The sequence below is a fragment of the Streptomyces sp. NPDC055955 genome, from assembly GCF_042270245.1.
Taxonomy (GTDB): Bacteria; Actinomycetota; Actinomycetes; order Streptomycetales; family Streptomycetaceae; genus Streptomyces.
The window spans coordinates 307,368-329,290 of sequence record NZ_JBHJYS010000008.1 but is presented as its reverse complement, the minus strand read 5'-3'; the positions used below and the strand labels follow the sequence as shown (position 1 = coordinate 329,290).

The following is a 21,923-nucleotide window of genomic DNA, read 5'->3' as shown; positions in this document are numbered from 1 at the left end:
ATGAAACGCCGCCAACTCTCCCCGCTGCTGTGGCAGTTCGGTGAACACCCGCCGTCCCCGGCACGGACGTTCGTCCTCGCGCCCTTCGGTGGCGGCAGCGCCTACGCCCTCGCGGAATGGCTGCCCGGGCTCCTGGCCGAGGGCGAGAGCGCGCTCGCCCTCCAGTACCCCGGCCGGGGCCCCAGGGCCGGTGAACCGCCCGCCGAACTCCTCACGGAACTCGCCGCCCAGGCCGCCCGCGAGATCGACGCCCGCACGGAGGGTCCCCTCGTCCTGGTCGGCCACAGCCTGGGCGCCGTCCTCTCGTACGAGATCGCGCACCGCCTGGAGGCGGCGGGCCGTGACCTCGAACTCCTCGCCGTCTCGGCGGCCAGGCCCCCGGACCTCCAGCGCCTCGACCCGGCCGCCGTGCTCGCGATGACCCGGGACGACTGGCTGACGGAGCTGGCCACCGGCGGCAACGCGGACATCGGTGAGAGCGCGCTCGCCGACATCGTCGACCTGATGATCCCGGTCCTGCGCGCGGACTACCTCCTGCTGGCCCGCTACGCCCCCGGCCCCCGCAGGCCGGTGACGTGCCCGCTGCTCGCCACCGGGGGAGCGGACGACCCGTGGGTCGCCCGCGAGTACCTGGACGCCTGGCGGGCGTGGACGACCGGCGCCTTCACCGGCCGACTGCTGCCCGGCGGCCACTTCTACTACCGGGACCGCACCGCCGACTTCTGCCGGACGGTCAGGGACTGCCTGCGCCCCGCCGCCGACCGGGTACCGGCGGCCGGCCCGCACCACGGACAGGAGGCATGATGCGCAAGACCCTCATCGTGGTGTACGCGGACGGCGCGGCCCACCCCGGCGACATCGCCGTCGGCCTCGCCGACTGGGCCCGCTGCGTCTTCGTCACCGCCCCCGACGACCACACCCGGGCCATGGAGCCTCTGCTCGCCGGGTTCGGGCCCGTCGTGACGGCCGCGTCCCCGGCGCAGGCCGCCGCGAAGGTGCGGGCGTACGAGCCCGAGGGCATCGTCACGTACAGCGAGCGGGCGCTCGCGTACACGGGCGAGCTGGCCGAGGCGCTCGGGCTGCCGTTCCACGACCGGCGCACCGTCGGTCTGCTGACCGACAAGTGGCAGCAGCGTGACGCGCTGCGGGCCGCCGGGGTCGACGCGGTGCGATGCCGCCGGATCGACACCGTCGAGGACTGGGCGGACGCGGTCGCCGAGACGGGCCTGCCCGCCGTCCTCAAGCCCGCGCACGGCGGCGGCAGCCGCAACACGTTCTTCGTCGAGGACGCCGGGGCGGGCCTCGCGCTCGCCCGCACCCTCCTCGCCGAGGACCGGCCCGGACTCGTCGCCGGCGGCACGCTGGTCCTCGAGGAGTACCTGCCGGGCAGGGACACCGGAGCGTTCGGCGACTACGTGTCGGTCGAGAGCGTCGTACGCGACGGCACGGTCGTCGACATCGCCGTGACCGGCAAGTTCCCCATGGTGCCGCCCTTCCGGGAGACCGGCCGCTTCTGGCCCTCGCCCCTGGAACCTGCCGAGGAGGAGCAGGCACGGGACCTGGCGCGGCGCTCCGTCGAGGCGCTCGGGATCCGCGAGGGTCTCACCCACACCGAGATCAAACTGACCCCCGACGGGCCCCGGCTCATCGAGGTCAACGGCAGGCTCGGGGGCGGCATCAACGAGCTGTCCGTCCGCTCCCAGGGCCTCGACTTCATCGAACTCGCCGGCCGGACCGCCCTCGGCGAGCACCCGCCGCTGCCGGCCCTCTACGCCGGCCGCGCCTGCTTCCAGCTCTTCCACCCGGCGCCCCGCCGCCCCGGCACCCTTCTCGGCATCGAGGGCACCGACGAGGTCAAGCGGATCCCGGGCGTCACCCTGCACCGCCCCTACGCCAGGCCCGGCACCCGCTTCCCCGGCGGGGTGCAGACCCTGGAACTCGACATCGTGATGGGGGAGGCCCGTGACCTGGCCGAACTCGCGGTGCTCGCCAAGGAGATCGAGTCGACGCTGCGCTACCGCTTCGCCTTCGAAGGCGACGACGACACCCCGGACACCCGCCCCACGACGACCGAGGTCACCGGCGCGGAACTGGGCGCCCTGTGACCACGCCCCAGCACAGCGAATGGAGAAACCCGTGAACGACAGCACGACGGCCGTGGCGCCCGAGGTCCTGCTCGCGGACATCTGGAGGGAGATCCTCGGCGTCGGCGAGGTCGGTCCCGACGACGACTTCTTCTCCCTCGGCGGGGACTCGCTCCTGGCCCTGAAGGTCATCGGCGCCGCCCAGGAGCAGGGCCTGTCCCTGTCCCTCCTCGACCTGTTCAAGAACCCGACGCCGCGCGGCGCGTGCGGGTCCCTGACCCGGGCCACGGACCGTCCGGCCCACGGCGCCCTCGACCAGCTCTCCGTCCTGGACCGGGCCCGGGTGCCGGCCGACGCCGAGGACGCGTACCCGGCGGCCAGGCTCCAGCTCGGCCTGATCTACGAGAGTCTGGTGAGCGACGGCGCCTTCTACCTCGACGTCATCTCCCGCACGGTCCTGCGGCCCCTCGACCCGCTGACCCTGCGGGCGGCCCTCGACCTGCTGTCCGCCCGGCACCCCCTCCTGCGTACCCGCTTCGACCTGGGCACCTTCAGCGAGCCGATGCAGCTCGTGCAGAAGGAGGCGCAGATCCCGCTGGTCGTCGCGGACCATGGGGACCTGACCGGGGCGGCGGCCACGGAGGCGTACGAGCGGGTGATGACGGAACTCGCCGAGCCCTACGACGCCGAGAGCGCCCCGCTGCTGCGCGTCCACGCGGCCGCCACGGCACCGGGCTCGTTCCGGCTGTCCTACTCCTTCCACCACGCGATCCTGGACGGCTGGAGCGAGTCGGTCTTCTTCAACGAGCTGGTCGTCGCCTACGCGGCCCTTCTCGACGGCACAAGGCCCGAGTTCGCCGACCCCGTCCCCTACGCGGAGTTCGTGCGTCTGGAGCGCGAGGCGGTGCGCGACGAGCAGTCCGTACGGCACTTCCGTGACCTCCAGGCGGAGCTGCCGCCTCAGCGGGAGGCGTCCTCGGCACAGCCCGAGCACCGCAAGGCGAGCGCCGACGTGCCCGCCGAGGACGCCCGGCGTCTCGGTGAGCTGTCCGCGCGCTGGGGGCTGCCGGTCAAGAGCCTGCTGCTGGCCGCCAACTGCGTGGCGGTGGGAGCCGCCTGGGAGACCGAGACCCCGGCCGTCGGCCTGCTTCTCAACGGGCGGCCGGAGCGCACGGGCGCGGACGTCACCCTCGGTCTGTTCCTCAACCAGCTGCCCCTGCGTCTCGATCTGCGGGGCGCCGACTGGCGCACCGCGGCCCGCCGTGCCCTCGACGCGGAGAACGCCCTGCTGCCGCACCGCCGCTTTCCGCACTCGGAGCTGCGCCGGCTGCTCGGCCGCAACCCGTTCGAAGTGACCTTCAACTACGTCCACTTCCACCCGCGCGACGAACTCCTCGCCGCCGGCCTCCTGGCGGCCGACGAGGACATGCGCGATCACACGAGCCTGCCCGTGCGGATCGAGGCGCTCGACGACCCCGAGGGCGGCGGACTGAGCCTGCACGTCACCGCGGACGTGCACCGCTTCGGCGAGGAACTGCCGGGCCGGCTCGTCGAGGGCCTGCTCGCGGCGATCCGAGCCCTGGTGACCGACGAGGAGGCGGCCGCGCGACTGCCCTGGTCATGACCTGGGACGACGGACCCGTCCGCGGTGTTCTGCCCGCCTTCGTCGCGGTGGCGGGGGCGTTCGGGGAGTCGGCGGACGCGGTCCTGTTCCCCGAGGAGCGCGCGTATGTCGCGGGCGCGGCCGCGTCGCGGCGCCGGGAGTTCGGCGAGGTGCGCCACTGCGCCCGACGGGCCCTCGGCGCACTCGGGGTCCGCCCGCAGCCGCTGGTTCCGGGCGCGGACCGGGCGCCGCGCTGGCCGGGCGGGGTGGTGGGGAGCATGACCCACTGCCCCGGCTACCGGGCGGCCGCCGTCGCCTCCCGTACGCGCCTGCTCGGTCTCGGTATCGACGCGGAACCGCACGAGCCGCTGCCGGCGGGCGTCCTCGATCTGGTCGCCGACCCGGTCGAGCGCGCGGCGCTGGCCCGTCTCGCGCGCACGCATCCCCGGGTCCACTGGGACACCCTCCTGTTCTCCGCCAAGGAGAGTGTGTTCAAGGCGTGGTTCCCTCTGATGGGGAACTGGCTCGACTTCACCGACGCCCGGCTCCGCTTCCGCCCCCGGGACGCGGCCTTCGACGTCCGTGTCCGGGTGCCCGTCCCGCCCGCTTCACCGCGTACGGGACAAAGCGCGACAACACCCTGTTTCAGCGGCAGTTGGCGCATCGCGCGGGGCATTCTCGCCACATCGGTCACGGCGTCGCATTCCGGACCCTCCGCCGAGGGGAGCGACGCGAGCGAATTGTCCGCTCAGCCGGTTCCCACGTCCGCATACTGCACTCCTGCCGCCTCATCACGGTTGCGCAACCTTTCACGGTGAGGGCTGGCGGCTGGTCACAGACGCATTGAAGACTCCCTGCAGACACGGGGTTTCGACTCTGTGTACGAGCTGAACGGTCAACTACGAGGCCATGCCCCCGGACTGTCCAGCGTGTGAAACAGGATCAAGCCGCTACAGCGGCGGGCGTGGGCCGGCCATCGTCGGCCGAGAGGGGTCAACCACACCGTGACCGCACCGATCGAGACCACTGGGGCCCAGGCCGAGGTGCAGCCCGAGGCTGTGCTCGCCGGCACCAAGGGGCAGCAGATCGAGGGGCGCTCCCTCGGGCGTATCGCCTGGAACCGCTTCAAGAGGGACAAGATCGCCGTCGCCGGCGGCGTCGTCGTCATCCTGCTGATCCTCATCGCCGCCTTGGCGCGTCCCCTCCAGCACCTCCTCGGCCTCGACCCGAACACGTTCCACCAGGACCTGATCGACCCCACCAGCTCGCTCCCCAAGGGCGATTTCGGTGGCATGAGCGGCGACCATCCCCTCGGTGTGGAACCGAAGTTCGGCCGTGACATCTTCGCGCGCATCCTCGAAGGGTCCTGGGTCTCCCTCGTCGTCGCCTTCGGCGCGACCGTCCTGTCGAACGTGATCGGGGCGATCCTCGGCGTCGTCGCCGGGTACTACGGCGGCCGGGTCGACTCGGTCATCAGCCGCATGATGGACACCTTCCTGGCGTTCCCGCTGCTGCTGTTCGCGATCTCGATCTCCGCGACCCTCCAGGGCGGGGCGTTCGGTCTGAACGGGCTGCCGCTGCACATCTGCGTGCTGATCTTCGTGATCGGCTTCTTCAACTGGCCCTACCTGGGCCGTATCGTGCGCGGCCAGACCCTTGCGCTGCGCGAGCGGGAGTTCGTGGACGCCGCCCGCGGGATGGGCGCCCGAGGCCCGTACATCCTGTTCCGGGAACTGATGCCCAACCTGGTCGCGCCGATCATCGTCTACTCGACCCTGCTGATCCCGACGAACATCATCTTCGAGGCGTCGCTCAGCTTCCTGGGCGTGGGCATCCAGCCGCCGCAGGCCTCCTGGGGCGGCATGCTCAACCAGGCCGTCGACTACTTCCAGGTCGATCCGCAGTACATGATCGTTCCGGGCCTCGCCATCTTCGTCACCGTGCTCGCGTTCAACCTGCTCGGTGACGGTCTCCGCGACGCTCTCGACCCGCGCAGTCGCTGAGTCCGGCCGCACTAGAGAGCTCCACAAGTTTCCGACAATGGAGGGGATTCCGACCATCATGCGAAGGTCATCACTTGCCGCTGTTGCGGCCATCGGCAGCGTGAGCCTGTTGCTCGCCGGCTGCAGCAAGGCCGACGACGGCTCGGACGGCGGCAACAAGTCGGCCGGTGCGAACGCCGCCACGAAGGATGTCGTCAACGCCTCGACGAAGAAGGGCGGCACGGTCACCTACGCGATGTCGGACGTCCCCGACTCGTTCGACCCGGGCAACACGTACTACGCCTACATGTACAACTTCAGCCGGCTCTACGCGCGCCCGCTGATGACCTTCAAGCCGGACGCCGGCGAGAAGGGCAACACGCTCGTGCCCGACCTGGCCTCCGCGCCCGGCAAGCAGAGCGACGGCGGCAAGACCTGGACGTACACGATCCGCAAGGGTCTCAAGTACCAGGACGGATCGCCGATCACGTCCAAGGACGTCAAGTACGCCGTCGAGCGCTCGAACTTCGCGCGTGACGTGCTCTCCCTCGGCCCGAACTACTTCCAGCAGTTCCTCAAGGGCGGCGACAAGTACAAGGGTCCGTACAAGGACAAGAGCGCCGAGGGCCTCAAGTCCATCGAGACGCCGGACGACACCACCATCGTCTTCCACCTGAACCAGGCCTTCCAGGAGTTCGACTACCTGGTCGCCACGCCGCAGACCGCGCCGGTGCCGCAGGCCAAGGACGACGGCATCGACTACGTCAAGCACATCGTCTCCTCGGGCTCGTACCAGTTCCAGAGCTACCAGGAGGGCAAGCAGGCCGTCCTGGTCCGCAACAAGAACTTCGACCCGAAGTCCGACCCGCTGCGCAAGCAGTACCCGGCCAAGATCGTCGTGAACCTGAAGGTCAACCAGCAGACGATCGACAAGGACCTGGAGTCCGGCGACACGCTGATCGACCTGCAGGGCAAGGGCGTCGACACCCAGACGCAGGCGCAGCTGGTCAACGACAAGTCGAAGATGGCGAACACGGACAACGCCTACGGCGGCCGTCTCGTCTACGCGGCGATCAACACCAAGCTGAAGCCGTTCACGAACGTCGACTGCCGCAAGGCCGTCGAGTACGCGATCGACAAGGTCTCGGTGCAGACCGCTCAGGGCGGCCCCATCCGCGGCGACGTCGCCACCACGGTGCTGCCCCCGGACATCACGGGCTACGCCAAGGAAGACGTCTACGCCACCAGCGGCAACAAGGGTGACGTGGCCAAGGCCAAGGACGCCCTGAAGGCCTGCGGCGAGAAGAAGATCAACACCACGATCACGGCGCGCAGCGACCGTGACGAGGAAGTCTCCGGCGCCCAGGCGCTCATCGAGTCGCTGAAGAAGGTCGGCATCAACGCCAGCCTGAAGCAGTACCCGTCGGGCAAGTACTTCACCGACTACGCCGGTGTCCCGAAGTTCAACCAGAAGAACAACGTCGGCATCATGATGATGCAGTGGGGCGCCGACTGGCCGTCCGGCTACGGCTTCCTGCAGCAGATCCTGAACAGCAAGGCGGTCGGTGACTCCGGCAACACCGCCCTGTCGGAGCTCGACGACAAGAAGGTCGACTCGATGCTCGCGCAGGCCATCGGGTCCCCCGACGAAGCCACGCGCAACAAGCTGTACGCGCAGATCGACAAGCAGGCCATGGATGACGCGGCGCTCGTCCCGCTGACCTACTTCAAGGTTCTGCTCTACCGCTCGCCGTACGCCACCAACCTGGTGTCCACGGCCGCCTTCAGCGGGCAGTACGACTACCTCAACATCGGCACCACGAAGAAGTAGCAGCCCCGGAAGGCAGGTGAAGGCATTGGTGCCCGCGGGCCGCACGGTCCGCGGGCACCAGCGCCGGTCCCCGTGATCTCGTACATCATCCGCCGGTTGATCGCGGCAGTGATCCTGTTGCTGGTCGTCACCGCGGTCACCTTTGGCATCTTTTTCCTGCTGCCGAGAATCGCCGGCCAGACCGCCGACCAGCTCGCGCAGCAGTACATCGGCAAGAGTCCCTCGGCCTCCGACATCGCGGCGGTCAAGCACAACCTCGGCCTGGACGAGCCCGTATACATCCAGTACTGGCACTTCATCAAGGGAATCTTCGCGGGGTCCACCTACGACCTCGGCCCCACCACGGTCCACTGCAACGCGCCGTGCTTCGGCTACTCGTTCAAGAACCACGTCGCGGTGTGGCCCGAGCTGACCGACCGGCTGCCCATCACCCTGTCCCTGGCCGCAGGCGCCGCCGTCATCTGGCTGGTGTCCGGCGTCACGGTGGGTGTGATCTCGGCACTCAAGCCCGGATCGTTCTTCGACCGTGCCTTCATGGGCGTCGCCCTGGCCGGTGTCTCGCTGCCCATCTTCTTCACGGGCCAGCTGGCGCTGCTCGTCTTCACCTACCAGATTCCGATCTTCGGGCGAACATACGTACCGTTCACGGAAAATCCGGCGCAATGGGCCAACACCCTGTTCCCGGCCTGGTGTTCACTCGCTCTGCTGTACTCCGCCATCTACGCCCGGCTGACCCGCTCGGGGATGCTGGAGACGATGAACGAGGACTTCATCCGTACCGCGCGCGCCAAGGGTCTGCGCGAGCGCACGGTGGTGGGCCGGCACGGCCTGCGCGCCGCACTCACCCCGATCGTCACCGTGTTCGGCATGGACGTCGGCCTGCTGCTCGGCGGCGCCGTGATCACCGAGAACGTGTTCTCGCTGCACGGCATCGGTGAGTACGCGGTACAGGGCATCACCGACAACGACCTGCCCAAGGTGCTCGGCGTGACCCTGCTCGCCGCGTTCTTCGTCGTCTTCTGCAATCTCCTGGTGGACCTTCTGTACGCCGCCGCCGACCCGCGGGTGAGGCTCTCGTGACCGAACTGTCCAAAACCGGTGCCGCCGTGGGCGAGCCGGTGGCCGCGGGCCCGGCCGAGCCCCCGACCGCGTTCCTCGAAGTGCGCGACCTCAAGGTGCACTTCCCGACCGACGACGGCCTGGTCAAGTCCGTCGACGGGCTCAGCTTCAAGCTGGAGAAGGGCCAGACCCTGTCCATCGTGGGCGAGTCCGGGTCCGGCAAGTCTGTGACATCGCTGGCGATCATGGGCCTGCACCGGCTCGGCGCGCGCGGCAAGAACGTGAAGATGTCCGGCGAGGTCTGGCTCGACGGCAAGGAGCTGATCGAGGCCGCCCCGGACGACGTGCGCCGGCTCCGCGGCCGCGAGATGGCGATGATCTTCCAGGATCCGCTGTCCGCGATGCACCCGTACTACACGGTCGGCAACCAGATCGTGGAGGCGTACCGCGTCCACAACGACGTGAACAAGAAGGTCGCGCGCAGGCGGGCCGTCGAACTGCTCGACCGGGTGGGCATCCCCGAGCCGGCCAAGCGCGTCGACAGCTACCCGCACGAGTTCTCCGGCGGTATGCGCCAGCGCGCGATGATCGCGATGTCGCTGGCGAACAACCCGCAGCTGCTGATCGCGGACGAGCCGACCACCGCCCTCGACGTCACCGTCCAGGCGCAGATCCTCGACCTGATCCGGGATCTGCAGAAGGAGTTCGAGTCCGCGGTCGTCCTCATCACCCACGACCTGGGCGTCGTCGCCGAGATCGCCGACCAGGTCCTGGTCATGTACGGCGGTCGCTGCGTGGAGCGCGGTCCCGTCGACAAGATCTTCGCCGAGCCGCAGCACCCGTACACCTGGGGTCTGCTCGGATCGATGCCACGCATCGACCGTGAGCAGACCGAGCGGCTCATCCCCGTCAAGGGCCAGCCGCCGTCCCTCATCAACGTTCCCTCGGGCTGCGCCTTCCACCCGCGCTGCCCGTACGCGGACCTGCCCAAGGGCGGCGTCACCCGCACCCAGCGGCCCGAGCTGCACGAGGTCGGCAGCGACCACTTCTCCGCCTGCCACCTCTCGCCGGAGGACCGTACGCGGATCTGGACCGAAGAGATTGCGCCGAAGCTGTGAGTGAGCCCGTGAGCGAGACGAAGAAGGAAGGCGCCGGGGACACCGCGGCGGCCACGGTCCCCGCGCAGGCGGCGTCCCCCGAGGACCGGGAGGTGCTGCTCAAGGTCGAGGGCCTGGTCAAGCACTTCCCGATCAAGAAGGGGATCCTCCAGCGGCAGGTCGCCGCGGTGAAGGCCGTCGACGGGATCGACTTCGAGGTCCGCAAGGGCGAGACCCTGGGCGTCGTCGGCGAGTCCGGCTGCGGCAAGTCGACCATGGGCCGGGTCATCACGAAGCTGATCGAACCCACCGGCGGCAAGATCGAGTTCGAGGGTCAGGACATCACCCGTCTCGGCACGGGGGGCATGCGCCCGCTGCGCCGGGACATCCAGATGATCTTCCAGGACCCGTACGGCTCCCTGAACCCCCGGCACACCATCGGCTCGATCGTCTCGGCGCCGTTCCGGCTTCAGGGCGTGGAGCCCGAGGGCGGGGTGAAGAAGGAGGTCCAGCGCCTCCTGGAGCTGGTGGGCCTCAGCCCCGAGCACTTCAACCGCTACCCGCACGAGTTCTCCGGCGGTCAGCGCCAGCGCATCGGTATCGCCCGCGCGCTCGCGCTCAAGCCGAAGCTGGTCGTCGCGGACGAGCCGGTCTCCGCGCTCGACGTGTCGATCCAGGCGCAGGTCGTCAACCTCATGGACGACCTGCAGTCCGAGCTCGGCCTGACGTACGTGATCATTGCGCACGACCTCTCCGTCGTCCGCCATGTCTCGGACCGCATCGCGGTGATGTACCTGGGCAAGGTCGTCGAACTCGCCGACCGCACCTCGCTGTACGAGGCGCCGATGCACCCGTACACCAAGGCTCTGATGTCGGCCGTGCCGGTGCCGGACCCCAAGCGTCGGGGCGCCAAGAGCGAGCGGATCCTGCTCAAGGGCGACGTGCCCTCGCCGATCTCGCCGCCGAGCGGCTGCCGTTTCCACACGCGGTGCTGGAAGGCGACGGAGATCTGCAAGACGGCCGAACCGCCGCTGCTCCAGCTCGCCCCCGGACGCCAGGTGGCGTGCCACCACCCGGAGAACGCCGAGGACCAGGCGCCGGGTGACACCAAGCTGCTCGCGGTCGCCAAGGAGGCGATCGAGGTGGTGACGCTGGCGCGCTCGGACGCGGACGACGCTCCCGACGAGCCGGCTGCGGGCTCGGCCGAGCCCTCGGCAGAGAAGCCGGTCGATGCGCCGGTCGAGAAGCCGGCCGAGGCGTCGGGCGAGAAGCAGGCCAAGGCGTCGGACGAGGCGTCGGCCGAGGAGTCCGCCGAGGCGGCCGCCGACGCCGGTGACGACGGTGACGTACAGCCGTCCGACGATGCGGGTGACGCGGACGGGACGGATGACACGCAGGAGTCGTCCGGCAGTTAGCGGGGATTTGACCGAGCAGGTCATGTACACGCCCTGACGGGAGAGTGCAGAGTCTGCGTGTCCGTTACATCGGAACACGCGCGAAGGGACGACTCATGGCACTCTCCCGTTCGGCACGTCTGGCGGCGGTCGCGACAGCGGCCGCCTCTTTCTGTCTGATCGCCGCGGCCCCGGCCCCCACCCCCGGCTCGGCCGGCATCGGCGACCCGTACTTCCCGCAGCTCGGCAACGGCGGCTTCGACGCCACCCACTACGACCTGAACGTGGCGTACGACCCCGCGACCGACCGCCTCGACGGCGTCACCACCGTCACCGCGCGCGCCACCCAGAACCTCTCCTCCTTCGACCTGGACCTCCAGAAGCTGACCGTCACTTCCGTCGAGGTGAACGGCAGACGCGCCTCGTTCACACGCTCCGACGACGAGATACGGGTCACCCCGCGCGACGCGATCCGCGACCACCGCACGTTCTCCGTCACGGTCACCTACGGCGGCGTTCCCGAGGCGCTCAACGGCCCCATCGTCTTCGGCTCCGACTACGGCTGGATGAAGACCGACGACGGCGTCTTCGTCGCCTGCGAACCCAACGCCGCCTCCACCTGGTTCCCCTCCAGCGACCACCCTTCGGACAAGGCGACGTACGACATCCGCATCAAGGCGCCCAAGGGCCTCACCGGCGTCTCCAACGGCCGCCTCGTCGACACGTACGACGTCCGGGGCGGGCAGACCGTGCACCACTGGCGCGAGTCACGGCCGATGGCGACCTACCTCGCGACCGCCTCCATAGGGAAGTTCGACGTCAGGACCGGCCGGACCCCCTCGGGCATTCCGATCTACGTCGCCATCGACCCGGTCCTGAAGAACAGCAACAACGTCGACGTGTACGGCGTCACGGCCGAGGTCACCGACTACTGGTCGCAGGTGTTCGGCCCCTACCCGTTCGAGGAGACCGGCGCGGTCGTCGACGACATGCCCCAGGCCGGCTTCTCCCTGGAGACGCAGTCCAAGCCGAGCTACTCCGCCGTCCGCTCCGAGGGCACGATCGTGCACGAGCTGGCCCACCAGTGGTTCGGCGACTCCGTCTCGGTGCGGCAGTGGAAGGACATCTGGCTCAACGAGGGCTTCGCCACCTACGGGCCCTGGCTGTGGAACGAGCACAAGGGCCGCTCCAGCGCCCACGACTCCTTCCTCGCCGCCTACAACTCGGTCCCTGCCTCCTCGTCCTTCTGGCAGAGCGTCGTCGCCGACCCGCAGCGCGACACCATGTTCAACAGCGCCGTCTACAACCGTGGCGCGATGACACTCCAGGTCCTTCGCGAGCGGATCGGCGACAAGGACTTCTTCAAGCTGCTGCGTACCTGGACCGCCACACACCGCTACGGCAACGCGCAGACCGCCGACTTCATCCGCCTCGCCGAGAAGGTCTCCGGGCAGGACCTCGACGGGCTCTTCCGGACCTGGCTCTACACGAAGGGCAAGCCCGTCCTGTAGGCCCCGCGCCACACCCGGCTCGGGGGCACCCGGCGGTGCGTAACAATGTCGGGTGCTTCTGGAACTCTTCACCCCCTCCGTCCAGCACTGGCTGGACCTCATCGGGATCTTCGTCTTTGCGATCTCCGGCGCTCTCCTCGCGGTCCGCAAGAACTTCGACGTCTTCGGCATCGCCGTCCTCGCCGAGGTCACCGCGCTGGGCGGGGGGCTGTTCCGCGACGTGATCATCGGTGCCGTCCCGCCGGCCGCGTTCACCGACCTCGGGTACTTCCTGACCCCGCTGGTCGCCGCCGGCCTCGTGTTCTTCCTTCACCCCGAGGTGGAGCGCACCCAGGTCGCGGTGAACATCTTCGACGCGGCGGGCCTCGGCCTGTTCTGCGTCACCGGCACGGTCAAGGCGTACGACTACGGGCTCGGGCTCACGGCCTCCGCGGCGCTCGGCCTCACGACTGCCGTGGGCGGCGGCGTGCTGCGCGACATCATCGCCAACGAGGTCCCGTCCCTGGTCCGCTGGGACCGTGACCTGTACGCGGTGCCGGCGATCGTCGGGTCGACGATCATCGTCCTGTGCATCCGCTTCGACGTGCTGTCCGCGTTCAGCAGCGGCGCCGCGGTCATCACGGCGTTCGTGCTGCGGCTGCTCGCGATGCGCTACCACTGGCGGGCGCCGCGGGCCTGGCACCGCAGGTCGTCGACGGCGGAGGTGCCGGAGGAGACGCCCTGACCGGGGGTCCGGAGCTCGGTCCGCGATAAAAGCTACCGCTTAGTAGTTTCCTGTTGTACCGTACCTGCATGGCACAGGTATCGTCCGCCGCGCAGGCGGTCATCGGCGACAGCGAGTTCGACCGCGACACCGCGGTCACCCGGCGCGAGCCCGGTGTGTACGACATCGACCTCTCGGCCGGCTGGACGATCATCAGCGCCGTCAACGGCGGCTACCTGCTCGCCGTCCTCGGCCGCGCCCTCGGTGACGCCCTGCCGCACAGCGACCCGTTCACCATCTCCGCGCACTACCTGACCGCGTCCCGGCCCGGCCCCGCCGTGATCAGGACCGACGTCGTCCGCACCGGCCGCACCCTCTCCACCGGCCAGGCCTCCCTCTTCCAGTACGACGACGAGGGCGCCGAGGTCGAGCGCATCCGCGTCCTCGCCTCCTACGGCGACCTCGACGCGCTCCCGGACGACGTCCGCACCACCGCGAAGCCGCCGCACTTCCCGCCGGCCGAGCAGTGCTTCGGCGCGCAGGACGGTCCCACGCCGATCAAGGGCAGCTCCGCCATCACCGAGCGGCTCGCCCTCAAGCTCGACCCGGCCACGCTCGGCTGGGCGGTCGGTTCGCCCTCCGGCAAGGGCGAGATGCGGGCCTGGTTCGGCCTCGCGGACGGGCGCGACGCGGACCCGCTCTCCCTGCTCCTGGCCGTGGACGCGCTGCCCCCGACCGCGTTCGAGATGGGCCTGACGGGCTGGGTCCCGACCGTCGAACTGACCGTGCACGTGCGCCGCCGCCCCGCGCCCGGCCCCCTGCGCATCTCCATCACCACGCGCAACCTCGCGGGCGGCTTCCTGGAGGAGGACGCCGAGGTCTGGGACAGCGAGGACCGTCTCGTGGCGCAGTCCCGGCAGCTCGCGCGGGCGAAGTTGAGCTGACCGGGGCCCGGACGCACGGCGTGCGCCGGGGCGTGAGGTGAGCCCGGCGCCACGCACGCCCCGCGTCGCGAGATCCTCTGACGTGTGAAATCCGACCGGCTGCTCTCGATCCTGCTGCTGCTCCAGACCCGTGGGCGGGTCGCCGCGCCCGAGCTCGCCGAGCGGCTCGAAGTGTCCGTGCGCACCATCTACCGCGACATCGAGGCGCTCTCCGCCAGCGGCGTCCCGGTGTACGCCGAGCGCGGCCGGCACGGAGGCATCGCCCTGCTGTCCGGCTACCGCACGGACGTCACCGGACTCACCGCCGACGAGTCGCGGGCCCTGTTCATCCTGGCCGCCCAGGGTGCCCACAGCGCGCTCGGTCTCGACTCCGCGTTCCGCTCGGCCCTGCGCAAGGTGATGGCCGCGCTGCCCGAACCGCACCGCCCCGCCGCCGAGCTGACCAGCCGGCGCATCCTCGTGGAGGCGTCGCGCTGGAGGGGCGGGCCCCTGCCCGCCGTGGACCTGGGCGTGCTCCAGGAGGCGGTGCTCGCCGAGCGGCGTCTGCGCCTGCGCTACCGGCACAGCGGCACCGACACACCCCGCACCTACACCGTCGACCCGTACGGACTCGTCGCCAAGGCAGGGGTCTGGTACCTCGTCGCCGACCGGCGCGCGGAGCCCCGGCTGTTCCGGGCGGACCGGGTGCGCGAGGCGACCCTCACGGACGCGCCCGTACGGCGGCGCCCGGGGGTCGGACTGGCGGACGCCTGGGCCGTGTTGAAGGCTCAGGTCGAGGACAGGCCGGGCGCCCTCGAGGCCACCGCGCGCGTGCGGCGCACCCACCTCGACCTGTTCCTGCGGCTGTGCGGCGGCGCGCTGACGGCACCGCCCGACGACGACGGCCATAGCGAGTGGATCACCGTGCGGCTCGGCTACGGAGAGGTGCGCGAGGCGCGCTCGCTCCTGTCCTTCGCCGACAATGTCGAGGTCACCGGCCCGCCCGAGATCCGTGAGGAACTGGCCCGCTGCGCCGCCGCGATCACCGGCGTGTACGGTCCGCCCCCAGGAACTCCGTGACGGCGCCGGTCAGTTCGGCGGGCGCGTCCTCCTGCACGAGATGCCCCGCGCCCTCGATCAGCCGCAGCTCGGCGCCGGGGATCAGCTTCGCCAGCTCGTGCCCCCGCGCGACCGGGATCCAGGTGTCATCGGTGCCCCAGCAGATCAGCACGGGCAGGTCCAACTCCCCGTACCGGCCCTGGATCTCGTCGGTGAAACGCTGGTCGTTCTGCTCGATCTGGCGGTAGAACGCGGGCTGCCCCTCGGGCGTGCACCAGGGCGCGACCAGCCGGTCGAGTGTCTCCGGGTGCAGGCCCGGGTGGCTCGCCGACCTGACGTACTCGCGCACCAGCGCCTCGTGCAGAGCCGGCGGGAGCTGGGCGAACACCTCCGCGTGCGCCCCGAGATGGCGGTACGTGGGGGAGCCCCACGGGGCGAGGGCCACCGGGTCGACGAGCGCGAGCCGCTCGTAGCGCGCACCGTGCAGCAGGTGGGCGCGCAGGGCGACGCAGCCGCCGAAGTCATGGGCGACGACGGCGGGTTCGGCGCCGGGCCCGTCCAGGCCCCAGTGGCCGAGCAGCTCGGTCAGGACGCGGGCGTGCGCGGCCAGGGAGACGTCCTGCCCGTCGTACTGGGCCGAGGCGCCGTACCCGGGCAGGTCCCACACGTACACGCGGTGCCGGGCGGCGAGCGCGCGGGCCGGACCACGCCAGACGTACGAGGAGAAGGGCGTGCCGTGGACGAGGACGACCGGCGGCGCGTCCGCGGGGCCGAGCGCGGCCCAGGCGACGTCACCGGACGAACCGGCGTAGGAGCGGTCAAGATTCCAGTCGGCGGTCATGCGTGTCAGGCTAGGGCTTGCCCCGGACGGGGGAGTGGGGGCGCGGGCGTCTGCGGCAGGTCACCGGTGGCCGGTGTGGGCCGGCTCAGTCCAGCCAGTGCGCCCTGCCGAGGTTGACGAGGCGCAACTGCCGTGTGGCGACGTCGATCGCGGCGTCCATGCGCTCCGGCGGGGTCTCCAGGAAGACGGACGCCGTCATCACCATGTGCTCGACGTAGTGCCAGGCGAGCATCCGCAGGTCGTCGCGGCTCCAGCCGGCGGACACGGGGTCCGCTGCCAGTCCCTCGGCCACCTCCTCGGCGAACCGCGCGAGCTGCCCGCCGATGGCGTCCCGCACCCGCTGGACGCCGCCGTGCCGCTCGCGCGCGATGAAGCGCACATGGGAAGGGTGCGTGCGGACCAGACGGGCGATCAACTCGACCGTCCGGCTGAGCCGTTCCTCGTTGCTGCCCGTCGTGGTCAGCATCGTGGTGATCGTCTCGTGCAGGCTGCCGAGCGCCTCCTCGACGAGCGCGACGCCGAGTTCGGCCGTCGAGTCGAAGTGCCGGTAGAACGCGGTCGGCGCGACCCCGACGGCCCGGGTGACCTCGCGCAGCCCGAGGCTCGACAGGCTCTGGTCCTCGAGCAGCTCCAACGCCGCGTCGAGCAGGGCCTGTCGGGTCTTCTGCTTCTGGGCCTGCCGGACGCCGAGAGTGTGACTCATGCCATGCAGTTAACACTTGTTCTCTGTAATTCGGAAGCCGTGCGCGCGCTAGACTCAGGAGTCAGTGAACGGTTGTAATCCCAACTGTCACCGACCCGACCATGAGAGGCACTCATGCTGTTCCTCGTAGCCGCCCTGCTGCTGCTCGGCGTCGCGCTGGGCTCCGTGGCCCACGCGCCTCTTCCCGTCACCCTCGTCGCCGCCGCCGTCATCGGCATCTGGCTGGTCGTCTTCGCCGTGCGCGAGCGGACCGCCCGACGACGCCACCAGCACTGATCCAGCAGCGCTGATCCACCAGCGCTGGTCCATCAGCCTGATCACGTCTCATCACGCCTGATCCAAGAGGGGGTACCACCATGCACATCACCGCTGACACCAGTACCGGCACCAGCACCCACACCGACGCCGTGGCCGGGACGGCCCCTGCGGAACAGCCCCGCACCGGTGCGCGCGACGCCGACGGAATGGCCGTCGCCTCGTTCGTTCTCGGGCTGCTCGGACTGCTCGTCCTCAACCTCTTCCTCGGCCCCGTCGCCATCGTGCTCGCCGGCCTGGCCCTGTGGCGCGGCACCGCCCGCCGTGGCCGTGCGCTGCTCGGACTGGGGCTCGGTGTGGCCGACCTGGCGGTCCTCGCGGCGTTCGTCGCCGCCGACCACACGGTGTCCTGGAGCCTCGCGGGCTGACCCCCGTCACGCTCTGCGTGGGACGGGACCCCACGCGGCGCGGAGCACCGGGACCGGGGCTCGTAGAATCGAGCCCACCATGGCTTACCTCGACCACGCCGCGACCACTCCGATGCTCCCGGAGGCCGTCGAGGTGATGACCGCCCAGCTCGCCGTCACCGGCAACGCGTCCTCGCTGCACGCAGCGGGCCGGCGCGCCCGACGCACCGTCGAGGAGTCCCGCGAGACCCTCGCCGAATCCCTCGGCGCCCGCCCCAGTGAGGTCGTCCTCACCTCAGGCGGCACCGAGGCCGACAACCTCGCGGTGAAGGGCCTGTACTGGTCCCGCCGCGACGCGGACCCCGCCCGCACCCGCGTCCTCGCCAGCCCCGTCGAACACCACGCCGTCCTCGACGCCGTGCACTGGCTCGGTGAACACGAGGGCGCCACCGTCGAGTGCCTGCCCGTCGACGCGTACGGGCGCGTGCACCCGGACGCCCTGCGCGAGGCGATCTCCCGCAACCCCGACGACGTGGCCCTCGCCACCGTCATGTGGGCGAACAACGAGATCGGCACGGTCCAGCCCGTCCGTGAACTCGCCGACGTGGCCGCCGAGTTCGGCGTCCCGCTGCATGCCGACGCCGTCCAGGCCTACGGTCAGCTCCCCGTCGACTTCGCCGCGTCCGGCCTCGCCGCGATGACCGTCTCCGGCCACAAGATCGGCGGCCCGTACGGCATCGGGGCGCTCCTTCTGGGCCGCGAGTACACCCCCGTACCCGTGCTCCACGGCGGCGGTCAGGAGCGGCATGTGCGCTCCGGGACGCTCGACGTGCCGGCCGTCGCCGCCTTCGCCGTCGCCGGTCGGCTCGCCGCCGAACAGCGCGAGTGGTTCGCCCGCGAGATCGGCGGTCTGCGTGACGACCTGGTCGACGCCGTGCGCGCGGCCGTCCCCGGGGTGATCCTCGGCGGCGACCCGGCCCCCGGCGGCCGGCTGCCCGCCAACGCCCACTTCACCTTCCCCGGCTGCGAGGGCGACTCCCTGCTGCTGCTCCTGGACGCGCAGGGCATCGAGTGCTCCACCGGCTCCGCGTGCACGGCCGGTGTGGCGCAGCCCAGCCACGTACTGCTGGCCACCGGCACCGACCCGGACCTCGCCCGCGGCACCCTGCGCTTCTCCCTCGGCCACACGTCGACCGAGGCGGACGTCGCAGCGGTGGCGGCCGCGATCGGACCGGCGGTGGAGCGCGCGAGGACGGCCGGGCTGAGCTAGGGCCCGATGGAGGGCGGCCGGATCGTGCCGCCCCGGACTCACGCCTTGGCGGTGCGCCCCTCGTCATGGGCGCGCTTCACCAGGCGCATGTACCGGTCCCAGTCCCAGTGCGGACCCGGGTCGGTGTGATCCGTGCCCGGCACCTCGACGTGCCCGATGATGTGCTTGCGGTCGACAGGAATCCCGTAGCGCCTGCATATCCCGGCGGTGAGCCGCGCGGAGGACGCGTACATGGCGTCCGTGAAGTCGGCCGGGCGGTCCACGAACCCCTCGTGCTCGATCCCCACACTGCGTTCGTTGAAGTCCTTGTTCCCCGCGTGGAACGCCACGTCCAGCTCGCGGATCATCTGCGCTATGTGCCCGTCCTTGCGCACCACGTAGTGCGCGGCCGCGCCGTGCCACGGGTCCTTGAAGACCTTCAGCGTGCCCTGATAGCTGCCTTGTGTGACATGGATGATCACGCGGTCGATCGTGTAGTCCGCCGGGCGGTCCGCCCGGCGCCAGTTCGCCGCCGCCGCGGCGACCCACTCCGCGCCCCTGAAGTCGACCTCGCCGGCCTTGCGCGGCTTGTCGATGCCGGGCATCTGCCACCACATGTGCGCCAGGTCGCTGCGGGCGAGCAGGCCCACACCGACGGCCGTCGCCGCGCCTCCGACGAGCAGCGTCCGTCGGCTGACCCCCCGGTCACCGTCGCGCTTCGCGCGGCCCCCGGACTTCTGCCGGGACCTTCCCTGTGCTCCCACGACCCGCCCCCGTTCACGTCGTACGAGATCCACAACGGATACTCGCGGGATTCGGTTCCCGCGGCCCCGTACCCTGTTAGAGCTATGACTTCGCAGACCCCGCAGAGCACCCGCCCCCTTCGCGTCCTCGCCGCCATGTCGGGCGGTGTGGACTCCGCCGTCGCCGCCGCCCGCGCGGCGGAAGCGGGCCACGACGTGACGGGCGTCCACCTCGCCCTCTCCGCGAACCCGCAGTCGTTCCGCACCGGAGCCCGCGGCTGTTGCACCATCGAGGACTCCCGCGACGCCCGCAGGGCCGCCGACGTCATCGGCATCCCCTTCTACGTCTGGGACCTCGCCGAGAGGTTCCGCGAGGACGTCGTCGACGACTTCGTCGCCGAGTACGAGGCCGGGCGCACCCCGAACCCGTGCCTGCGCTGCAACGAGAAGATCAAGTTCGCCGCGCTGCTCGACAAGGCGCTCGCCCTCGGCTTCGACGCCGTCGCCACCGGCCACTACGCGAAGGTGGTCGAGCACCCGGACGGGACCCGCGAGCTGCACCGCGCCTCCGACATGGCCAAGGACCAGTCGTACGTCCTCGGAGTGCTCGACGACCGCCAGCTCGCGCACGCCCTGTTCCCCCTCGGCGACACGGTCACGACGAAGGACGAGATCCGCGCGGAGGCCGAACGGCGCGGCCTCGCCGTCGCCAAGAAGCCCGACTCGCACGACATCTGTTTCATCGCGGACGGCGACACCCAGGGCTTCCTGGCGTCGCGCCTGGGCAAGGCCGAGGGCGACATCGTCGACGAGACGGGCAGCAAGGTCGGCACGCACGAGGGCGCGTACGGCTTCACGATCGGCCAGCGCAAGGGCCTGCGCATCGGCACCCCGGCCCCCGACGGAAAGCCGCGCTACGTCCTCGACATCTCGCCGGTGAACAACACGGTGACGGTCGGCCCCGTCGATTCCCTCGACGTCACAGCCCTCACGGCCATCAAGCCCCGCTGGTGCGGCACGGCCCCCTCGGGACCGGGCACGTACACCGCGCAGCTGCGCGCCCACGGCGACGAGACGCCCGTGACGGCGGAGCTGGTCGACGGCACCCTGACCGTCACGTTCGACGAGCCCGCACGCGGCGTCGCCCCCGGCCAGGCCATCGTGCTCTACGACGGTACACGCGTGGTCGGCTCGGCGACGATCGCGACGACCACGCGCGCGAAGGCAATCGCCTAGGACCTCTCGTCGGGATCACGCCGGGCTTCGCGGGCCCGGCCCGGCCTGATCGAGACGTGAGGCCCCCGTCCCGTCGGTCGCTTCCGGGCGCGCGCGGGCTACGCCGAGAAGAAGTCGCTGAGCAGTGGGCCGAGTGCGTCCGGATCCACCGCGTGGGTCTGGCCGCCCAGCTCGCGGTACGTCCCGTCGGGCACCGCCTCCGCCACCGTCCGCGCCGCCTCGCGCATCCAGGCCGGGCTCGCCCCGCCCGCGACGGCGAGCACCGGCACGGTGATCGAGGCCAGCCGCTCCCACGGCACCCGACCGTCACCCATCACGGCGTCGTCGTAGGCGAGGGTCGGCGCCACCGCCTCCATGTCGGGCCACCAGGGTGACCGCCGGGCGCCCGCGATCATCTCGGCGGGCATGCCGGTGAGCGCCATGAACAGCTCCACCGCGTCCCCGGTGCGGCCGTCGGCCAGGAGACCGGACAGTTGCCGCGTGTACTCGGCGCGCTCCCTGCCGCCCCCTTCGTCGAGCGCGAACGGCGGTTCGTACACGGCGACTCGGGTCACCGAAAGCCCGCTCGCCGCGGCCTCCAGGGCCAGCGCCGCGCCCGAGGACATGCCGTACAGCGCCGCGCTGCCGCCCACCGCGCCGATGAGCGCCGCGATGTCCTCCACCTCGCGAGCGACCGCGTACGGGGCGGTGTCACCGCTCGCGCCACGGCCCCTGCGGTCGTACGGGACGGCGCCGAGTCCGCCGCTCAGCCGGGCGGCCAGCGGCTCCGTCGACGAGCCCGCGGACAGGGCGCCGCTCACCAGGATGACCGCCGGACCCGTGCCGGTGCGCTCGTACGCGATGGCCGTGCCGTCGGAGGAGTTCGTCTTCTTGTCCATGTCCGTGCAGACTCCCCCGCCCGGCGGAACTCATCACACGGTCAGGCGATTTCCACCTCGTAGAAGCAGAGGTGGTCCTTGATGCCGGCGACGTCCGGCTTCGGGTCCGGGTACGACCAGACCAGGTCGGGGGCGTCCGGCAGGGACCAGTAGGACGCCGTTCCCTTGAAGGGGCAGTACGTCTGCGTGTCCGACGGGGTCAGCAGATCCACGCGGACGTCCGCCGGCGGGATGTAGTAGCGCACGGGACAGCCCGTCTCGCGCAGCAGCAGCGGACGGGTGCTCTGCGCGAGCACCACCCCGCCGTGGACGACGCGTACGGAACCGGTGCCCTGCTCGATCGTGATCGTGTGTCCATCAGCCAT

22 protein-coding genes are annotated in these 21,923 nt (G+C 70.8%); 17 read left to right on the top strand and 5 right to left on the bottom strand.

The window, feature by feature from the left end; genetic code table 11:
* The 13 genes from ACFC96_RS19080 to ACFC96_RS19020 all read left to right on the top strand — a co-directional run bounded on the left by ACFC96_RS19080 (nt 1) and on the right by ACFC96_RS19020 (nt 15,267).
* On the top strand, nt 1–804 hold the full coding sequence (locus tag ACFC96_RS19080; RefSeq protein ID WP_376259359.1) for a thioesterase II family protein: 804 nt from the start codon (nt 1–3) through the stop codon (nt 802–804).
* The gene (locus ACFC96_RS19075; protein WP_376259357.1) at nt 801–2,105 is read left to right on the top strand and encodes an ATP-grasp domain-containing protein; all 1,305 of its coding nucleotides are present in this window, start codon (nt 801–803) and stop codon (nt 2,103–2,105) included. Before ACFC96_RS19080 ends, ACFC96_RS19075 begins: the two co-directional genes overlap by 4 nt.
* 31 nt (nt 2,106–2,136) lie before the next feature.
* On the top strand, nt 2,137–3,708 hold the full coding sequence (locus ACFC96_RS19070) for a condensation domain-containing protein (protein WP_376613229.1): 1,572 nt from the start codon (nt 2,137–2,139) through the stop codon (nt 3,706–3,708).
* Nucleotides 3,705–4,505, top strand: coding sequence for a 4'-phosphopantetheinyl transferase (locus ACFC96_RS19065; RefSeq protein ID WP_376613227.1), 801 nt, complete (start codon nt 3,705–3,707; stop codon nt 4,503–4,505). The genes ACFC96_RS19070 and ACFC96_RS19065 overlap by 4 nt, the downstream gene beginning before the upstream one ends.
* A 186-nt stretch (nt 4,506–4,691) precedes the next feature.
* Nucleotides 4,692–5,690 (top strand): ABC transporter permease, encoded by a 999-nt coding sequence (locus tag ACFC96_RS19060; RefSeq protein WP_376259351.1) that lies wholly within the window; start codon nt 4,692–4,694, stop codon nt 5,688–5,690.
* 37 nt (nt 5,691–5,727) lie between these two features.
* Nucleotides 5,728–7,500 (top strand): ABC transporter substrate-binding protein, encoded by a 1,773-nt coding sequence (locus ACFC96_RS19055; RefSeq protein ID WP_376259349.1) that lies wholly within the window; start codon nt 5,728–5,730, stop codon nt 7,498–7,500.
* A gap of 72 nt (nt 7,501–7,572) precedes the next feature.
* On the top strand, nt 7,573–8,580 hold the full coding sequence (locus ACFC96_RS19050) for an ABC transporter permease (protein WP_376259347.1): 1,008 nt from the start codon (nt 7,573–7,575) through the stop codon (nt 8,578–8,580).
* Nucleotides 8,577–9,677, top strand: coding sequence for an ABC transporter ATP-binding protein (locus ACFC96_RS19045; protein WP_376613225.1), 1,101 nt, complete (start codon nt 8,577–8,579; stop codon nt 9,675–9,677). The genes ACFC96_RS19050 and ACFC96_RS19045 overlap by 4 nt, the downstream gene beginning before the upstream one ends.
* Nucleotides 9,678–9,685: 8 nt before the next feature.
* Entirely contained in the window at nt 9,686–11,071 is a 1,386-nt protein-coding gene (locus tag ACFC96_RS19040; RefSeq protein WP_376613223.1) for an ABC transporter ATP-binding protein, read from the top strand.
* A gap of 95 nt (nt 11,072–11,166) precedes the next feature.
* Nucleotides 11,167–12,561 carry a M1 family metallopeptidase gene (locus ACFC96_RS19035; protein WP_376613221.1) on the top strand — a complete coding sequence of 465 codons (1,395 nt, stop codon included), beginning with the start codon at nt 11,167–11,169 and terminating at the stop codon, nt 12,559–12,561.
* A gap of 52 nt (nt 12,562–12,613) precedes the next feature.
* The gene (locus tag ACFC96_RS19030; RefSeq protein WP_376259341.1) at nt 12,614–13,285 is read left to right on the top strand and encodes a trimeric intracellular cation channel family protein; all 672 of its coding nucleotides are present in this window, start codon (nt 12,614–12,616) and stop codon (nt 13,283–13,285) included.
* 68 nt (nt 13,286–13,353) lie between these two features.
* Nucleotides 13,354–14,208, top strand: a complete 855-nt coding sequence (locus tag ACFC96_RS19025; protein ID WP_376259339.1) for a thioesterase family protein — start codon at nt 13,354–13,356, stop codon at nt 14,206–14,208.
* An 84-nt stretch (nt 14,209–14,292) separates the two neighbouring features.
* Nucleotides 14,293–15,267: a helix-turn-helix transcriptional regulator gene (locus ACFC96_RS19020; protein WP_376613219.1), complete on the top strand. Its 975-nt coding sequence runs from the start codon at nt 14,293–14,295 to the stop codon at nt 15,265–15,267.
* Here the strand turns inward: ACFC96_RS19020 and ACFC96_RS19015 are convergent.
* Nucleotides 15,230–16,087 carry an alpha/beta fold hydrolase gene (locus ACFC96_RS19015; protein WP_376259335.1) on the bottom strand — a complete coding sequence of 286 codons (858 nt, stop codon included), beginning with the start codon at nt 16,085–16,087 and terminating at the stop codon, nt 15,230–15,232. The genes ACFC96_RS19020 and ACFC96_RS19015 overlap by 38 nt on opposite strands.
* Nucleotides 16,088–16,172: 85 nt before the next feature.
* Nucleotides 16,173–16,790, bottom strand: a complete 618-nt coding sequence (locus ACFC96_RS19010; protein ID WP_376259334.1) for a TetR family transcriptional regulator — start codon at nt 16,788–16,790, stop codon at nt 16,173–16,175.
* Between the two features lie 114 nt (nt 16,791–16,904).
* Here ACFC96_RS19010 and ACFC96_RS19005 point away from each other — a divergent pair, with 114 nt between their 5' ends.
* From ACFC96_RS19005 to ACFC96_RS18995, 3 genes are all read left to right on the top strand, one after another.
* A complete protein-coding gene (locus ACFC96_RS19005) occupies nt 16,905–17,066 on the top strand; it encodes a hypothetical protein (protein ID WP_165914619.1) in 162 nt (53 codons plus the stop codon).
* Nucleotides 17,067–17,254: 188 nt separating this feature from the next.
* The gene (locus ACFC96_RS19000; RefSeq protein ID WP_376259444.1) at nt 17,255–17,473 is read left to right on the top strand and encodes a DUF4190 domain-containing protein; all 219 of its coding nucleotides are present in this window, start codon (nt 17,255–17,257) and stop codon (nt 17,471–17,473) included.
* Nucleotides 17,474–17,552: 79 nt separating this feature from the next.
* Entirely contained in the window at nt 17,553–18,722 is a 1,170-nt protein-coding gene (locus ACFC96_RS18995; RefSeq protein WP_376613217.1) for a cysteine desulfurase family protein, read from the top strand.
* Between the two features lie 38 nt (nt 18,723–18,760).
* On the opposite strand, the gene ACFC96_RS18990 is transcribed toward ACFC96_RS18995, so the two are convergent.
* Nucleotides 18,761–19,465 carry an N-acetylmuramoyl-L-alanine amidase gene (locus ACFC96_RS18990; protein WP_376613215.1) on the bottom strand — a complete coding sequence of 235 codons (705 nt, stop codon included), beginning with the start codon at nt 19,463–19,465 and terminating at the stop codon, nt 18,761–18,763.
* Nucleotides 19,466–19,549: 84 nt separating this feature from the next.
* On the opposite strand from ACFC96_RS18990, the gene mnmA reads away from it, so the two are divergent.
* Entirely contained in the window at nt 19,550–20,680 is a 1,131-nt protein-coding gene (mnmA, locus tag ACFC96_RS18985; protein ID WP_376259329.1) for a tRNA 2-thiouridine(34) synthase MnmA, read from the top strand.
* Between the two features lie 98 nt (nt 20,681–20,778).
* Here mnmA and ACFC96_RS18980 read toward each other — a convergent pair whose 3' ends face one another.
* Together ACFC96_RS18980 and ACFC96_RS18975 are read right to left on the bottom strand one after the other, a co-directional pair.
* On the bottom strand, nt 20,779–21,558 hold the full coding sequence (locus ACFC96_RS18980; RefSeq protein WP_376613213.1) for an alpha/beta fold hydrolase: 780 nt from the start codon (nt 21,556–21,558) through the stop codon (nt 20,779–20,781).
* A gap of 41 nt (nt 21,559–21,599) precedes the next feature.
* Nucleotides 21,600–21,923 (bottom strand): DUF427 domain-containing protein, encoded by a 324-nt coding sequence (locus ACFC96_RS18975; RefSeq protein ID WP_326711044.1) that lies wholly within the window; start codon nt 21,921–21,923, stop codon nt 21,600–21,602.

Bases quoted from the DNA above. Each gene is read 5' to 3' on its own strand.
- ACFC96_RS19080 (WP_376259359.1), top strand. From the start codon at position 1: ATGAAACGCCGCCAACTCTCCCCGCTGCTGTGGCAGTTCGGTGAACAC.
- ACFC96_RS19005 (WP_165914619.1), top strand. From the start codon at position 16,905: ATGCTGTTCCTCGTAGCCGCCCTGCTGCTGCTCGGCGTCGCGCTGGGC.
- ACFC96_RS19025 (WP_376259339.1), top strand. From the start codon at position 13,354: ATGGCACAGGTATCGTCCGCCGCGCAGGCGGTCATCGGCGACAGCGAG.
- ACFC96_RS19000 (WP_376259444.1), top strand. From the start codon at position 17,255: ATGGCCGTCGCCTCGTTCGTTCTCGGGCTGCTCGGACTGCTCGTCCTC.
- ACFC96_RS18995 (WP_376613217.1), top strand. From the start codon at position 17,553: ATGGCTTACCTCGACCACGCCGCGACCACTCCGATGCTCCCGGAGGCC.
- ACFC96_RS19075 (WP_376259357.1), top strand. From the start codon at position 801: ATGATGCGCAAGACCCTCATCGTGGTGTACGCGGACGGCGCGGCCCAC.
- ACFC96_RS19035 (WP_376613221.1), top strand. From the start codon at position 11,167: ATGGCACTCTCCCGTTCGGCACGTCTGGCGGCGGTCGCGACAGCGGCC.
- ACFC96_RS19055 (WP_376259349.1), top strand. From the start codon at position 5,728: ATGGAGGGGATTCCGACCATCATGCGAAGGTCATCACTTGCCGCTGTT.
- ACFC96_RS19015 (WP_376259335.1), bottom strand. From the start codon at position 16,087: ATGACCGCCGACTGGAATCTTGACCGCTCCTACGCCGGTTCGTCCGGT.
- mnmA (WP_376259329.1), top strand. From the start codon at position 19,550: ATGACTTCGCAGACCCCGCAGAGCACCCGCCCCCTTCGCGTCCTCGCC.
- ACFC96_RS19010 (WP_376259334.1), bottom strand. From the start codon at position 16,790: ATGAGTCACACTCTCGGCGTCCGGCAGGCCCAGAAGCAGAAGACCCGA.
- ACFC96_RS19065 (WP_376613227.1), top strand. From the start codon at position 3,705: ATGACCTGGGACGACGGACCCGTCCGCGGTGTTCTGCCCGCCTTCGTC.
- ACFC96_RS18975 (WP_326711044.1), bottom strand. From the start codon at position 21,923: ATGGCTGATGGACACACGATCACGATCGAGCAGGGCACCGGTTCCGTA.
- ACFC96_RS18980 (WP_376613213.1), bottom strand. From the start codon at position 21,558: ATGGACAAGAAGACGAACTCCTCCGACGGCACGGCCATCGCGTACGAG.